This window comes from Rhizobium sp. BK538, assembly GCF_014197575.1.
In the GTDB taxonomy this organism is placed as follows: domain Bacteria; phylum Pseudomonadota; class Alphaproteobacteria; order Rhizobiales; family Rhizobiaceae; genus Rhizobium.
Genome location: NZ_JACIFT010000023.1, coordinates 67,729 through 82,305 on the forward strand (window position 1 = coordinate 67,729; position 14,577 = coordinate 82,305).

The 14,577-nt window shown below is 59.9% G+C and carries 10 protein-coding genes and 1 pseudogene; 5 read left to right on the plus strand and 6 right to left on the minus strand.

From position 1 onward, the window contains the following. Nucleotide 1: 1 nt before the first annotated feature. From FHX09_RS24270 to FHX09_RS24285, 4 genes are all read right to left on the minus strand, one after another. A complete protein-coding gene (locus tag FHX09_RS24270; RefSeq protein WP_183722878.1) occupies nucleotides 2-1,540 on the minus strand; it encodes a DEAD/DEAH box helicase in 1,539 nt (512 codons plus the stop codon). A 106-nt stretch (nucleotides 1,541-1,646) separates the two neighbouring features. Continuing rightward, entirely contained in the window at nucleotides 1,647-2,945 is a 1,299-nt protein-coding gene (locus FHX09_RS24275) for a M23 family metallopeptidase (RefSeq protein WP_132593110.1), read from the minus strand. A 97-nt stretch (nucleotides 2,946-3,042) separates the two neighbouring features. After that, a complete protein-coding gene (locus tag FHX09_RS24280) occupies nucleotides 3,043-3,867 on the minus strand; it encodes a ferritin-like domain-containing protein (protein WP_132593108.1) in 825 nt (274 codons plus the stop codon). Further along, complete coding sequence (locus tag FHX09_RS24285) at nucleotides 3,864-4,337, minus strand: peroxiredoxin (RefSeq protein ID WP_007789596.1); 474 nt, start codon at nucleotides 4,335-4,337, stop codon at nucleotides 3,864-3,866. Before FHX09_RS24285 ends, FHX09_RS24280 begins: the two co-directional genes overlap by 4 nt. Before the next feature lie 119 nt (nucleotides 4,338-4,456). Here FHX09_RS24285 and FHX09_RS24290 point away from each other — a divergent pair, with 119 nt between their 5' ends. Further along, complete coding sequence (locus FHX09_RS24290) at nucleotides 4,457-7,846, plus strand: DUF3971 domain-containing protein (RefSeq protein ID WP_183722882.1); 3,390 nt, start codon at nucleotides 4,457-4,459, stop codon at nucleotides 7,844-7,846. 52 nt (nucleotides 7,847-7,898) lie between these two features. Here FHX09_RS24290 and tyrS read toward each other — a convergent pair whose 3' ends face one another. After that, the gene (gene tyrS, locus FHX09_RS24295) at nucleotides 7,899-9,155 is read right to left on the minus strand and encodes a tyrosine--tRNA ligase (protein ID WP_007789598.1); all 1,257 of its coding nucleotides are present in this window, start codon (nucleotides 9,153-9,155) and stop codon (nucleotides 7,899-7,901) included. Nucleotides 9,156-9,271: 116 nt separating this feature from the next. On the opposite strand from tyrS, the gene FHX09_RS24300 reads away from it, so the two are divergent. Together FHX09_RS24300 and FHX09_RS24305 are read left to right on the plus strand one after the other, a co-directional pair. Beyond that, the gene (locus tag FHX09_RS24300) at nucleotides 9,272-10,384 is read left to right on the plus strand and encodes an anhydro-N-acetylmuramic acid kinase (protein WP_007789600.1); all 1,113 of its coding nucleotides are present in this window, start codon (nucleotides 9,272-9,274) and stop codon (nucleotides 10,382-10,384) included. After that, nucleotides 10,384-10,908, plus strand: a pseudogene (locus FHX09_RS24305) (GNAT family N-acetyltransferase). The gene FHX09_RS24300 and the pseudogene FHX09_RS24305 overlap by 1 nt, the downstream one beginning before the upstream one ends. On the opposite strand, the gene FHX09_RS24310 reads toward FHX09_RS24305, so the two are convergent. Then, nucleotides 10,905-11,582 (minus strand): alpha/beta hydrolase, encoded by a 678-nt coding sequence (locus FHX09_RS24310; protein ID WP_007789602.1) that lies wholly within the window; start codon nucleotides 11,580-11,582, stop codon nucleotides 10,905-10,907. The pseudogene FHX09_RS24305 and the gene FHX09_RS24310 sit on opposite strands and share 4 nt — an antisense overlap. A gap of 203 nt (nucleotides 11,583-11,785) precedes the next feature. On the opposite strand from FHX09_RS24310, the gene FHX09_RS24315 reads away from it, so the two are divergent. Both FHX09_RS24315 and sufB read left to right on the plus strand, forming a co-directional pair. After that, nucleotides 11,786-12,952: a cysteine desulfurase family protein gene (locus FHX09_RS24315; protein ID WP_132593104.1), complete on the plus strand. Its 1,167-nt coding sequence runs from the start codon at nucleotides 11,786-11,788 to the stop codon at nucleotides 12,950-12,952. Nucleotides 12,953-13,095: 143 nt separating this feature from the next. Continuing rightward, nucleotides 13,096-14,565: a Fe-S cluster assembly protein SufB gene (gene sufB, locus FHX09_RS24320; RefSeq protein WP_007789605.1), complete on the plus strand. Its 1,470-nt coding sequence runs from the start codon at nucleotides 13,096-13,098 to the stop codon at nucleotides 14,563-14,565. The last annotated feature ends 12 nt before the right edge of the window (nucleotides 14,566-14,577 follow it).

The window sequence follows — 14,577 nt, forward strand, 5'->3', positions numbered from 1 at the left end:
GCTAGATCTTGGCGTTGGCCGTGATCAGCATGAAGGCCGGAATCTCATCGCCGAAACCGACAGGCGTCGGGCCGTCGTCGTGGTCCCGGTAGCGGCGGCGGTCGCGATTGTCATCGTTTGCCGGATAAGGACGAGTGGCGCGCGTGCTGTGCTGCGGCTTGTGTTGTTCTGCTTTGCGCTCTTGCTTCACGCTTTCGACCTTTGCTGGTGCTGCTGTTTCCATCGTCTCGACGTCATTATCTGCGACGGCGATATCAGATTTATGACCTCCACGGCCCTTGCTGCGACTGCGGTCCTTGTCTCGACCCTTGCGGCGGGAACGATCGTCCTCGCGGCCGGGCTCAGGAGGGGGCAAGGCGGAAAGGTCGCCGTTCAACCACTCGACTTTCTCGCCGATCAGCTTTTCGATCGCGTCGGCGTGTTTTTGGTCGTGGCGGGTGACGATGGTGAATGCAGCGCCGGAACGGCCTGCGCGGCCGGTGCGGCCGATGCGATGAACATAATCCTCGGAATGGATCGGAACATCAAAGTTGAAGACGTGGCTGACGTCAGGAATGTCGAGACCGCGAGCGGCGACATCGGAAGCCACGAGAAGCTGGAGGTTGCCGTCCTTGAAGTTCTGCAGCATGGCCATGCGCGAGCGCTGGTCCATGTCGCCGTGCAGAGCGCCGGCGGAAAAGCCGTGGCGGTCCAGGGACCGAAAGAGCTCGGAAACGTCCTTCTTGCGGTTACAAAAGATAATCGCGTTCTTGAGATCGGTCTGCGCCTTGATAAGGTCGCGCAGAACGGCGCGCTTCTCGTAGTCCTTGCCGTGCGAGGCGACGAAACGCTGCGTTACGGTTTTTGCCGTCGACGCCGGCTTGGCGACTTCGACGCGTTCCGGATTCTGCAGGAAGCGATCCGCAAGCTTCTGGATCTCAGGCGGCATGGTCGCCGAGAAGAACAGCGTCTGACGGGTAAACGGAATGAGCTTTGCGATACGCTCGATATCGGGGATGAAGCCCATGTCGAGCATGCGGTCGGCCTCGTCGATAACGAAGATTTCGACAGCGCTCATCAAAAGCTTCCCGCGCTCGAAGTGATCGAGCAGGCGGCCGGGCGTACAGATCAGAACATCGGCGCCGCGCTCAAGCTTGCGATCCTGATCTTCGAAGGACACGCCGCCGATCAGCAGCGCGACATTCAACCGGTGATTCTTGCCGTACTTTTCGAAGTTCTCCGCAACCTGCGCCGCGAGTTCGCGGGTCGGCTCGAGGATCAGCGTGCGCGGCATGCGAGCGCGGGCACGGCCCTTTTCCAGCAGCGACAGCATCGGCAGAACGAAGGATGCAGTCTTGCCTGTTCCCGTTTGCGCAATCCCGCAAATATCGCGTCGCTCGAGCGCAAAAGGGATCGCACCAGCCTGGATGGGAGTTGGCGTCGTGTAGCCCGCGTCGGTCACAGCGGAAAGCACTTTTTGGCTCAAGCCAAGATCAGCAAATGTCGTCAAAGGGAAAACTGTTTCCGTTCCGGTTCGGCCGTACTCTGATTGAGTCGGCATGATTGCGTGCCGCAATGCAGCGCGACATAAGCCGAAACTGCCCTTAAGTCAAGGAATACAGGCCTTGCGGCTAGTGCACAGGTAAAGACGTGGTTAGTGCACGTAGTTACTTCATGTAACTGGCAAGCTTCAAGCCCGCATTCATGAAATAAATGGGGTCGACTGCCCGGCCGTCCTGGCGGACCTCATAGTGCAGATGCGTACCGGTGGACCGGCCGGTGCTGCCTGCAAGGCCGATCACGTCATTGCGGTCGACCTTGTCGCCGACCTTCACCAGGATTTCCGACATGTGACCATAACGGGTGGAAATGCCGTTACCGTGGTCAACCTCAACCATGTTGCCGTAGCCGCCGGTCCAGCCGGCCGCAATCACCTTGCCAGGCGCTGTCGGGCGAACCTTCTCACCGGGCGCAAAACGAAAGTCAATGCCGGAGTGCAGTGCCAACCGCCCGAGGAACGGATCACGCCTGTTGCCGAACGAGCTGGTGATCTCCTTGCCAATGGCCGGGTTCTGGAATGGCAGCGATTCCGCTGTGCTCCGTACGGTCTCAAGGCGGGTGAGGGCATCGTCAAGCTGTGATAGCGAGCTATCGAAATCATCCGCGCCTTCAGGCTCGACATACGGTCCGCCGACTGCGCTGTCATCCTGCTTCGTGCGCTCGGCCGGTACCGAAATGCGGAAACGCGTCAGGACCTTCGATATGGCATTGGCGGCACCACCCGCGTCACTCGTCAATTGCGCGATGCGATTGCGCTGCTTCTGCTCGATGTCTTTCAACGACAGCGTCACCTTGGAGAAAACGCGGTCGGCGCGGTCGCCAACGGTTTCCTGTGCCGGGACGTCGGCGAGGGTAGCGTTGTCGGTCGTCACGTCGGCCGGTTTGTCAGCTCCGGCAAGCTGATTTTCGATTGCCTGAACTGCACCGGAAAGCGAGGCGTGCTTGTCTTTTGCTTCGGGAGCGTAAGACTGGAGCGTCGTCGTCTCCTTGCCGCCCAGCCCTGAATTCTCCGCGCGATCAAGAAGCGAGCCGAGCTTGCCGTGGCGCGAGGTAAGCGCCAGCTGCTGCTCCATGAGCTTGTCGACCTTGTCTTCGACAACTTGCTGATCGAGCAATTGACGTGACGTAACCCGGTCGACCTGGGCGCGCAGAGCGGCGATGCGGTCTTCATAGTCATGCTGCATGCGCGCCTGCCTTGCCATCGTCGCACCAATCAGGTCGTCGCGCAGGACGAGATAAGAGGTCGCCAGGAGATAGCCGATCGCAAAGACGCCGACGAAGCAGAAGGCAAGTGCCGCCATCCACGGCCTGACCGTCAGATGACGGACCCGGTCACCGCTTGCCAGGATCAGTATATGCTCTTGTTTTTTCTGACCGAATACGCGGCTGTGCTGTGCATGCGTCACGGAGAATCTCCCAATTGACGGCCGATGCCTCAATTGCCGCAATTACGCATGATTATGGTTAATATTTACTTAGGTCAGCATGGCTGTCGCTATAAGATCAGGCGTTGCTCGTCGATGTCAGTGACCGATAGAAGGACGGCGTCAGGCCGGCTTCGGCCCGCGCGATGTCGTTGAAGGGAGGCTTTAACGGACCGCGGAAATTGGCGCGTACCAGTTCGTGGAATGTTCGTGCCGGATCCCGCCTTTCGCGCGCGCAGAGAAAACGGAACCATTTGGCGCCAATCGCGACGTGCCCCTTCTCATCGTTGTAAATGACATCGAGTACGGCTGCGCTCTCCAGATCGCCGGTTTCGCGCAACTTGGCCTGTAGCGACGGCGTGACGTCCAGCCCGCGAGCCTCGAGGATGAGCGGCACAACGGCGAGGCGCGCCGTTAGGTCATTCCTTGTCGAGTGCGCCGCCTGCCACAGGCCGTCGTGGGCGGGCAGGTCACCATAGTCTGCATCGAGGTCTCTCAGGCGGGCGCGCACCATGCGGAAATGTTTTGCTTCCTCGAAGGCAACCTGCATCCAGCCGTCGAAGAAAGAGTTAGGCACCGGTTGGGTGGCGAATCGCGCAACGATATCAAGCGCCAGATCGACAGCGTTGAGTTCGATATGGGCGATAGCATGCAGCAGCGCGATGCGGCCCTTGACCGTATGCAAGGAACGCTTTTCGACCTGCGTCGGCGGTATCAGATCTGGCTTGTGCGGACGGCCCGGTCTGTCCGGCAACGGCGCGTCGAGGGGCGAACGCAGAGACAGCTTGCGATCGAACCAACGCGTGGCAGTCTCCTGAGCAAGCGTCGTCTTCTCATTGAGATCGGTCGCACCGATAGCGTCGATCGCGCCGCCGCGCAGGGATGTGATGGAGCGAGGCGTCATCGCGACAGGTTCTGGACGGCTGCAAGCACGATTTCTGCGTGGCCGGGCACCTTCACCTTCTGCCAGATCGTGCCGATCGTCCCATCCTCGCGGACTAGAAAGGTCGTTCGCTCCACGCCCATGAAATTGCGCCCATACATGGTCTTCTGTTTCCACACGCCATAGGCCTCAAGCGTCGTCTTCTCTTCATCAGACGCCAAGACAACCGCAAGGTTGTGCTTCTTGATGAATCGGTCGTGGCATTTCACGGAATCGGGAGACATGCCGATGACGCCAGCGCCAGCCTTTTCGAACTCATCCGCAAGTGCTGTGAAGGCGAGCGATTCCGCCGTGCATCCCGTCGTGTCGTCCTTGGGATAGAAGAAAAGCACCAGCGGTTTTCCGCGGAAATCACGAAGCGAAATGCGCCCTCCGCCATCTCGCGGGAGATCAAAGTCAGGCGCCGTCGTACCGATGCTGATATCCGCCATTGAGAGACCTTTCTTTTGCCGGGTTTATGGATAACAGGTGATTTGCCAGATATATATTGGACGAACAATCGTCCAGCCAGTCTGGTCCAAACCACAAGTTAGGGAGTTAGGCGAGACGCATGTCGGCGATCCGCGGCGAGAAAATTACATTCCGCAAGAAAGATATCGTCGCACTGCATGAGCTTCCCTCGGCGCAGGCCGAAGATCCCATCATCGTCAGTTGCCCGCCGACACGTTCGCGCATGCGCAGGACGGCCGGTGTCACGGGTGGCTGCGTTGCCGTTATTCTGTTCGTGCTCGCGGCAATTATCTTCACGGTGGAAAGCGGCATGTTCGACGCGCCGCTGTCGCGGCAGGCGCAGGCTGCGCTCAACTCGGCCATCGGACCGCGCTATCGGGCCGAGGTCGGCTCTACGGTCATCCGCTTCACATCGAACCTGCGGCTTGCGCTTGAGGCGCGCGACGTTAACATGATCGACGAAGAGAGTGGCCAGCACCTGTCGACGACGCATGCATTGCGCATGGCGCTCGACCCGCTGCAACTCTTTCGTGGTCGCATAGCGATCGCGCAGATCGAGGCAGAGGATATCGCGCTCGACACGGCGTTGCTGCCGTCCGGAAAACCACTCAAGCTCGATGATGTCAGGATCGACGAAATCCCGGCCGCGATGGAAGCTGCATTTGCTCAGCTCGACATGATCGACAGTTTCGTGGAGCGCGGCGGAACGCGGTCAGTCAAGCTCTCGGGCATTGACATCAAGCTCGCCGATACCGCAAACGGTCCACTCTCGATCGTGGTTGACAACCTGGCCTTCTCGAGGACACGGCAGGGCGCGCTGGCGCTGGATGGCGAGGTCGCGATCAACGGCAGGCCGTCAACGCTCAGCGTCGTCACACAACGGGCCAGCGGACGCACCTCGAAGTTGACAGGGCAGGTCGCGGGCGTCGATCTGGGACCGTTCACGCTCAAGCGGAACGTCGAGGGCCAAATCCGGCAAGGCATCAATGGCTCTGGTGACTTGACGATCTCGGCCTTTCGCGCCGGCGATCAAGACCCGCCGGCGCTTGGCGCCTCGATCGAACTGAAGCCGGGGCAGTTCTATATGGATGGCGACCAGCAGGAACTGAGCGGCGGCCGCATCAACCTCGCTTATGACTTCTCGAAGCAGACGCTGGAGATTGCCAAGTCGCGTGTTCAGTTCGGTGCAACATCCGTGCCGCTCAGCGGTGCCCTCATAGACCTGGACAAGATCGATGCCTCCGCAGGAAAGGGCTTCGGCATCGATCTGCTCGTCAGCGGCGGCACCGCGGCGCCAGTTGGATCCGGAGAGCAGCCACTTGCCTTCGACATAAATGCGACTGGTCGTTACCTCGTTGCCAGCCGCGAACTGCAATTTGCGAACATGCAGGTTTCGAGCCCAGCCGGAGGCCTCTTCGGCTCGCTGCACGTCCGTTTCGGCGATGCGTCACCGGAGATCAGCTTTGCCGGTCAGTCGCAACATTTGCAGACAACGGCGGTCAAGCAATTGTGGCCATTCTGGATGGCGTCGAAGGGCCGCGAGTGGGTTGAACGCAACCTCTTCGGGGGAACCGTCAGTGACGCGTCGATTTCCGTCTTCATTCCATTTGGACGCTTGGACGAGGCTGTCGGCAAGGGGCTGAAACTCGATGAGCACCAGATCCGGATCGCCTTCGACATCGCTGGCACGCGAATGAATGTGGCCGGCGACATCCCGCCGATCCGTGATACGAATGCGCATTTTGACTTGAGTGGTCCGCGTGCGACGATCTCCATCAAGAGCGGGACGGCGTTCTTCCCCTCGGGACGATCGGTAAACGTCGGCGAGGGAACGTTTGTCCTGCCGTCGACCTATGACAAGCCGCTCATGGCCGAACTCAATCTTCCCATTTCCGGCGCGGCGGACGCGGTCGGCGAATTGCTGACCTATAAGCCAGTACAGATACTGCAGCGTGCAGGCTTCGTGCCTGAGGACCTCAAGGGCAAGGTGTCGGCGAACGTGCAGGCGCGCCTCGGGCTGATCTCGTCGCAGAATCCTCCGCCGGCTGAATGGAAGGCTGTGCTGCAGCTGCAGGATCTCGATATCGCCAAACAGATTTCGGGCCGCAAGATCACGGATCTTGACGGGGTGCTTAACGCCGATCCGAAGCAGGTAAGCGTTGACGGAAAGGGGCTGATCGACGGCATTCCCGCTGGCATCAAGCTTGTCGAGCCGACAGACAAATCTTCGGACGTTCAGCCACAACAGACCATTACCGCCACGCTCAACAACGATCAGCGAGAAAAGGTGCTGCCCGGCCTCAACGACATCATCGATGGCAGCATAGACATCGAGCTCAAGCGCATCGATCAGGACCGACAGCAGGTCTCGGTCGATCTTGGAAGGGCGCGATTGTCCCTCCCATGGATCGGTTGGTCGAAGGGAAGCGGTATCGGCGCGACTGCTGCGTTCGAGGCTTCCGGGCCCGCCGAAAACACGGAGTTGAAGAACTTCGTCCTCAAGGGCGACGGCTTCGGAGCCAACGGCTCGCTTGTCATCGGCAAGGGCAATCTCATGAAGGCGGATTTCGACAGTGTCAAACTGTCGTCGCTGGATGACTTTGCCGTTTCGGTAAAGCGCAGCAAGGGCGGGCTTGATGTCTCCGTATCAGGCAACAGCGCTGACGCTCGCCCGATCATCGCCAGATTGAAGTCCGGCGGTGGAGGCGGCGAGACCGACCGCAGCGGTAACGTATCGGTTCGGGCCAAGCTCGGTCGCATTATCGGCTTCAATGACGAGAAGATGCGGAATGCTGAAATGCTGTACGTTTCCGCAGATGGCAGGTTACAGGCACTGAATTTTACCGGTGTCACCGACAGCGGCGAGGCGTTCGTTGCCCAGACCAAGGGCAATGGCGTTATCAATGTCACCAGCGGGGATGCGGGCTCTGTTTCGCGCTTCGCCGACCTCTATCAGCATATGATGGGTGGCTTGCTCAATCTGCAGATCCGCCTCGGCGCAGGCGACCGCTGGGATGGCTCGATCGACATCAGGCGCTTTTCTCTGGTCAACGAGCAGCGCCTGCATTCAATCGTCTCGACGCCGGTCGGTCAGGAGCAACGGAGCCTGAATTCGGCGGTCAAGCGGAGCATCGACACCTCGGCACAGCGCTTCCAACGCGGCTTTGCCCGCATTGTTTCGCAAAACGGCGTGATCGGCATTGAGAACGGCGTGGTGCGCGGCGATCAGGTCGGTGCCGTGTTCCAGGGTATAGTACGTGACCCGCGCGGTAGGATGGACATGACGGGCACCTTCATGCCTGCCTATGGCCTCAACAGGCTGTTTGCCGAATTACCCCTGATCGGTATCATCCTAGGCAACGGCACCGATCGCGGCCTGATCGGCATCACGTTCAAGCTGACGGGGGAATTGGAAGCGCCCGATCTGATCGTCAATCCGCTGTCGATCATCGCCCCCGGCGTCTTCCGCAACATCTTCGAATTCCAATAGGCGCGAAAAAGCCGGCGCGAGGCCGGCTTTCCTTTTCCGATGTTGCTAGAACTTATGCCGCGCGGCGGATCAAGATGTGCTTCTTCTTGCCGAGCGAGAGCTTGATGACGCCATCGGCGGTGATCTCGCCGCTTCCGACAACCTTGCGCTCGTCGCTGACAGCCTGATCGTTGATGCGCACCGCACCGCCCTGAACGTGACGACGGGCCTCGCCATTCGAGGCGGCAAGGCCGGCGCGCACGATCAGCGACAGCAGACCGATGCCACCGTCGAGCTCGGCAGCCGGCACCTCGACCGACGGAAGGTTTTCGGCAAGGCCACCTTCCTCGAAGGTCTTGCGGGCGGTTTCGGCGGCCTGTTCGGCCGCCGCGCGGCCGTGTAGGATCGCGGTGACCTCAGTCGCCAAGATTTTCTTGACCTCGTTGATCTCGGAGCCGGCGAGCGCCGACAGGCGCGCGACCTCGTCCATCGGCAACGTCGTGTAGAGCTTCAGGAAGCGCGAGACGTCGGCGTCTTCGGTGTTGCGCCAGTACTGCCAGAAATCATAGGCCGAGAGCATGTCGGCGTTGAGCCAGACGGCGCCGGTCGCGGACTTGCCCATCTTGGCACCCGAAGACGTCGTCAGCAGCGGCGAGGTGAGGGCGTAGAGCTGTTGCGTCCCCATGCGGTGACCGAGGTCGATGCCGTTGACGATGTTGCCCCACTGGTCCGAACCGCCCATCTGCAGACGGCAGTCGTAGCGCTTGGCGAGTTCGACGAAGTCGTAGGCCTGCAGGATCATGTAGTTGAATTCGAGGAACGACAGCGACTGCTCGCGATCAAGCCGCATCTTCACGCTGTCGAAGGACAGCATGCGGTTGACCGAGAAATGCCGGCCGACATCTCGCAGAAACTCCAGGTAGTTGATGGAACGCAGCCACTCGGCGTTGTTGATCATCAGTGCATCTTTGGGGCCTTCGCCGTAGGTCAAGTAGTTTGAGAAGACCCGCTTGATCGAAGCAATGTTGCTCTCGATGGTGTCGATCGTCATCAGCTGGCGGGCTTCGTCCTTGAAAGAGGGGTCACCGACCATGCCTGTGCCACCGCCCATCAGTGAAATAGCGCGGTGGCCAGTTGCCTGCAGCCAGTGCAGCATCATGATCTGGATGAGCGAACCCGCATGCAGGCTGGGCGCAGTCGGGTCGAAGCCGATATAGGCCGTTACCGTTTCCTTGGCGAAGAGTTCGTCGAGGCCCGATTCATCGGAGATCTGATGAATGAAGCCACGCTCTTTCAGCGTGTGGAGGAAATCGGATTTGAACTCGGACATGACCTTTTGCTCTCGGGTGCGGATTTTCGGATTGGCTATTGTTGAAGTGACGCGGCGCGTTTAGCACTGTTTTGCCGAACAGTCACCATTTGGCAGGAATCTTCCAGCGAGGGGTCATGGAGAAGATCAGGACCGCGATCGGCTTGATGAGCGGAACATCGATGGACGGTATCGACGTGGCGCTGCTGCGTACCGATGGCCGGGCCGTCGTCGAGCGCGGACCGTTTCTCGGCGTTCCCTATGAGCCAGCCTTCCGTGATCGGTTGAAGCTGGCACTGGAGCAAGCGAAGACCATTACCCAACGTGAGCAAAGGCCGGGTGATCTCGCCGCGATCGAGAGTGAACTGACGTTACGTCATGCAGTTGCCGTTAGGGAATTTCTGGCTGCGAATACGCTCGATACGGCTTCGATCGATGTCGTCGGCTTTCACGGGCAGACGGTGCTGCACCGTCCGGACGAGGCGCTGACGGTGCAGATCGGCGATGGGGCACTGTTGGCGCGCGAGACGGGCATTCCGGTGGCCTACGACCTCCGTGCCAACGACATGGTGCATGGTGGCCAGGGTGCGCCACTGGTTCCGGTCTATCATGCAGCACTTGCCGCCAACGTCACGAACGCGGCTTTGCCGGTCTGCTTTGTCAATATCGGCGGGATTTCCAACCTCACCTATGTCGGCGAGGACGGCGTCATCGTCGGCTACGACAGCGGGCCGGGCAATACGCTGATCGATCAGTGGGTCGAGACCCATGCGGGCGTGCCGTTCGATCAGGGCGGCATGATTGCCTCGGAAGGTCGGATTGTCGCGGAACTGGCGGATCGATATTTGAACAGCCCGTTCTTTACCGCGGAGAAGCGACGCTCGCTCGACCGCAACGACTTTCCTCCGCCATCGGGCGAAGATGCAGAACTTGGCGACGGTGCGCGCACTCTTGCGTATGTCGCGGCCGCCTCGATCATCAAGTCCGCCAGTCACCTTCCGGTGAAGCCGACGCTTTATGTCGTTTGCGGTGGCGGTCGCCTCAATCGCGTGCTGATGCAGGATCTGAAAGACATTGCTCATGGCGCGAAGGTGATAACGGCGGAGGAGGCGGGCTTCAATGGCGACTCCATGGAGGCCGAAGCCTGGGCTTATCTGGCGGTGAGGTCGTTGGATGGCCTGCCGTTGACGTTTCCGGGGACAACGGGTGTGCATGCGCCTGTCAGCGGCGGTGTCGTGGTGAAACCGTGATGCAACAGGTCATTCTGGAGACACCGCGCCTGGTCGCTATCTGTGGGAACCCGACGATGCGGGCCTGATCCAGGAGCTCCATTCGACGATCGAGGCGACGCGATATCTTTCGGGTGCTGCCCCCCGTGGTCGCGTGAAAAGGCTGAGGAGCGGTTGTGCAGCTGGTTCGGCGAGCAGGCGCGGGACGCAACCACGAAATACAAAATCCTCAGTCGCGATGACGGCCGCTTCATTGGCCCGCGGGGTTCTCGCTATTTGGCGGCGAGCGGCAGGATTTCGAACTCGGCTATTCGCTTCGGCAGGAGAAATGGGGCAAGGGCTATGCGACGGAGATTGCCGGCGGGCTTGCCGATTGGTTCTTTGGACGGAACTTTGCGCAACAGTTCATCGCGTTCCCCCATCCTGACAATGCCGCATCCCAGCATGTCCTAACGAAAATCGGCATGCGAAGCCGCATGCCGATGATCATCGACGGATTGTCTTGCCCGACGTTCGAATTGACCGCCGGGATGCGGTCAGCCTAGCGGATGCGCTTGGCGGCCGGCTCCGGCACCAGTTCGCCATTCAGGCGGCGATCGAGGTAGTCCTCGCACTCGCTCATCAGGGTCTCGACCTGGCCGTTGAAGAAGTGGTTGGCACCGGGCACCGTGCGGTGCGTGATCAAGATACCCTTCTGCGTCTTCAGCTTCTCGACGAGGCCGTTTACATCCTTCTCGGGCGCGACCTTGTCAGCTTCGCCGTTGATGATGAGGCCGGAAGACGGGCAGGGCGCAAGGAACGAGAAGTCATAGGTGTTCGGCTGCGGCGCGATCGACATGAAGCCTTCGATTTCGGGACGACGCATCAGGAGCTGCATGCCGATCCACGATCCGAAGGAATAGCCGGCAACCCAGCACGTCTTCGAATCGGGATGCAGGCTCTGCACCCAGTCGAGCGCGGACGCGGCATCCGAAAGCTCGCCGGCGCCGTGGTCGAACTCACCCTGGCTGCGGCCGATTCCCCGGAAGTTGAAGCGCAATGTCGTGAACCCGCGCTTCTGGAACATGTAGAAGAGCTGGTAGACGATCTGGTTGTTCATCGTGCCACCGAACTGGGGATGCGGGTGCAGAATGAGGGCAATCGGCGCGCTTTTTTCCTTGGAAGGCTGGTAGCGGCCTTCAAGGCGGCCTGCGGGGCCGTTGAAAATGACTTCGGGCATCGGTACTCCGGCGTTTATTTCTTCGCGTTCACGCTGCGCAGACTTGACGAACGTTGTCAGCTTTTCTAAAACGCAGTTTAGAACAATTCGAAACTTGCATGGCGATCCACGCATTGTGGGATGTGTCATAAGGCAAGCCCGGCCGAAATTTCAAGGAAAATGAGCCGAGGCGTCGTGCAAGCTTAAAGCGCAGGACAAAGATCATGGCGCCGCCACGCCTTTATCTCGATTGGAACGCGACTTCGCCGCTGCATCCGCATGCGCGCGACGCGGTTCTGCGTGCAATGGATCTGTTCGGCAATCCGAATTCGGTGCATGGCGAGGGCCGGGCCGTCCGCGCAGCCATAGAAAGTGCGCGGCGCCAAGTGGCAACGCTTGCGGGCGCCGATCCTGCGCATGTGATCTTCACGAGCGGCGCCACCGAGGCGGCCAATATGGTGCTGACGCCGGAATTTAGGATGGGGCGGACGCCGCTGGCAATCGGTCAGCTCTATTATTCCGCGGTTGAGCATCCTGCAGTTCGCGAAGGTGGGCGCTTCCCGAAGGAACGGACGACGGAAATTCCGGTGACAGAGGCGGGCGTCGTCGATCTCGATGCGCTTGGCGCCTTGCTTACGGCGCATAACAAGGCGACCGGGCTGCCGATGGTCGCCGTCATGCTGGTCAACAACGAGACCGGTATCGTTCAGCCGATCGCCGACGTTGCGAAAATCGTACAGGCGCATGGTGGCCTGCTTGTCGTCGATGCGGTGCAGGCGGCCAGTCGTTTGAGGCTCGATACCAACGCACTTGGCGTCGACTTCATGATCGTCTCATCGCATAAGATCGGCGGTCCGAAAGGCGCCGGTGCGCTGATCACCCGTGGCGAAGTCCTAATGCCGCGGCCGCTGATCCATGGCGGCGGCCAGGAGAAGGGTCACCGCTCGGGGACAGAGAATTCGCTTTCGGTGATTGGCTTCGGCGCTGCTGCCGACGCAGCTGTTGCGGAATTGGATGCGCGCAATGAAGTCGCGTCGGCTCTACGTGATCGACTGGAAACCGGCATGCGAAGCGCTGCGCCTGACGTCGTCATCTACGGCGCCGAAGGCCAACGTGTTTCGAATACGACTTTTTTCACGCTTCCAGGGCTGAAGGCCGAGACTGGCCAGATCGCCTTCGATCTCGAAGGTGTGGCGCTCTCTGCCGGGTCCGCCTGCTCATCCGGCAAGGTCGGCGAAAGCCATGTTCTGGTTGCCATGGGGCGTGACCCCAAGCTCGGTGCTTTGCGCATTTCGTTGGGCTTTGCAACGACCGAGGACGAGATCGACAAGGCGATTTCGGTCTTTGCGAAAATAGCCGCTCGGCGCAAGCTGGCCGGGGAGGCGGCGTGACCGCTTCATAAATTTGCGGAAACGCAATTTTCCGCTTGCCATTCGGGCTGAAAAGTCCCTTTTGGCCACCTACATACGGGGCAAACGATACTGCCCGAACGACAAGCTGCCGGACCTTTTCTCCGGCGAGATTGGAGAATGACATGCCCGCCGTCCAGGAAACGGTTGATCGCGTCCGCGAGATTGACGTCGATCAGTATAAATACGGTTTCGAGACCATCATCGAAATGGACAAGGCACCCAAGGGCCTGTCCGAAGACATCATCCGGTTCATTTCCGCCAAGAAGCAGGAGCCGGAATGGATGCTCGAATGGCGTCTCGAGGCCTATAAGCGCTGGCTGACGCTGGAAGAACCGACCTGGGCGCGCGTCGATTATCCGAAGATCGATTTCAACGACATCTACTACTACGCCGCACCGAAAAGCACGCCTGGCCCGACGTCGCTTGACGAAGTCGATCCTGAAATTCTCAAGGTCTACGAAAAGCTCGGTATTCCGCTCAAGGAGCAGGAAATCCTGGCCGGTGTCGAGAAGCCGAAGATCGCCGTCGATGCCGTCTTCGATTCTGTTTCCGTCGTCACGACCTTCAAGGAAGAGCTGAAGAAGGCCGGCGTGATCTTCATGTCGATCTCGGAGGCAATCCGCGAGCATCCGGAACTGGTGCAGAAATATCTCGGTTCCGTCGTTCCGACCACCGACAACTATTATGCGACGCTGAACTCGGCCGTCTTTACCGATGGTTCGTTCGTGTTCGTTCCGAAGGGCGTTCGCTGCCCAATGGAGCTGTCCACCTACTTCCGCATTAACGAGAAGAACACCGGCCAGTTCGAGCGCACGCTGATCATCGCCGAGGAAGGTGCATACGTTTCCTACCTTGAAGGCTGCACCGCGCCGCAGCGCGACGAAAACCAGCTGCATGCCGCCGTCGTCGAGCTCGTTGCTCTCGATGATGCCGAGATCAAATATTCGACCGTTCAGAACTGGTATCCAGGCGATGCCCAGGGCAAGGGCGGCATCTACAACTTCGTCACCAAGCGTGGCGATTGCCGTGGCGACCGGTCGAAGATCTCCTGGACGCAGGTCGAGACTGGTTCCGCGATCACCTGGAAGTATCCGTCCTGCATCTTACGCGGTGATGACAGCCGCGGCGAGTTCTACTCGATCGCCGTCTCGAACGGCCACCAGCAGGTCGACAGCGGCACGAAGATGATCCACCTCGGCAAGAATACGTCGAGCCGCATCATCTCCAAGGGTATTGCGGCCGGCGTATCGCAGAACACCTACCGCGGCCAGGTATCGGCGCACCGCAAGGCATCCAACGCTCGCAACTTCACGCAGTGCGATTCGCTGCTGATCGGCGGCAAGTGCGGCGCCCATACGGTTCCGTATATCGAGGCGAAGAATTCCACGGCGCAGTTCGAGCACGAGGCAACCACCTCGAAGATCTCGGAAGACCAGCTTTTCTACTGCCTGCAGCGCGGCATCCCAGAGGAAGCGGCGATCGCGCTTATCGTCAATGGCTTCGTCAAGGAAGTCCTGCAGGAGCTGCCGATGGAATTCGCCGTAGAGGCGCAGAAGCTTATCAGCATCTCGCTCGAAGGCAGCGTCGGCTGACGCAATACGACA

What these genes read in the sequence shown, in the direction of transcription:
- FHX09_RS24270 (WP_183722878.1), bottom strand. Translation starts at nt 1,540, where the DNA reads ATGCCGACTCAATCAGAGTACGGCCGAACCGGAACGGAAACAGTTTTC.
- FHX09_RS24280 (WP_132593108.1), bottom strand. Translation starts at nt 3,867, where the DNA reads ATGACGCCTCGCTCCATCACATCCCTGCGCGGCGGCGCGATCGACGCT.
- FHX09_RS24285 (WP_007789596.1), bottom strand. Translation starts at nt 4,337, where the DNA reads ATGGCGGATATCAGCATCGGTACGACGGCGCCTGACTTTGATCTCCCG.
- FHX09_RS24290 (WP_183722882.1), top strand. Translation starts at nt 4,457, where the DNA reads ATGTCGGCGATCCGCGGCGAGAAAATTACATTCCGCAAGAAAGATATC.
- tyrS (WP_007789598.1), bottom strand. Translation starts at nt 9,155, where the DNA reads ATGTCCGAGTTCAAATCCGATTTCCTCCACACGCTGAAAGAGCGTGGC.
- FHX09_RS24300 (WP_007789600.1), top strand. Translation starts at nt 9,272, where the DNA reads ATGGAGAAGATCAGGACCGCGATCGGCTTGATGAGCGGAACATCGATG.
- FHX09_RS24310 (WP_007789602.1), bottom strand. Translation starts at nt 11,582, where the DNA reads ATGCCCGAAGTCATTTTCAACGGCCCCGCAGGCCGCCTTGAAGGCCGC.
- FHX09_RS24315 (WP_132593104.1), top strand. Translation starts at nt 11,786, where the DNA reads ATGGCGCCGCCACGCCTTTATCTCGATTGGAACGCGACTTCGCCGCTG.
- sufB (WP_007789605.1), top strand. Translation starts at nt 13,096, where the DNA reads ATGCCCGCCGTCCAGGAAACGGTTGATCGCGTCCGCGAGATTGACGTC.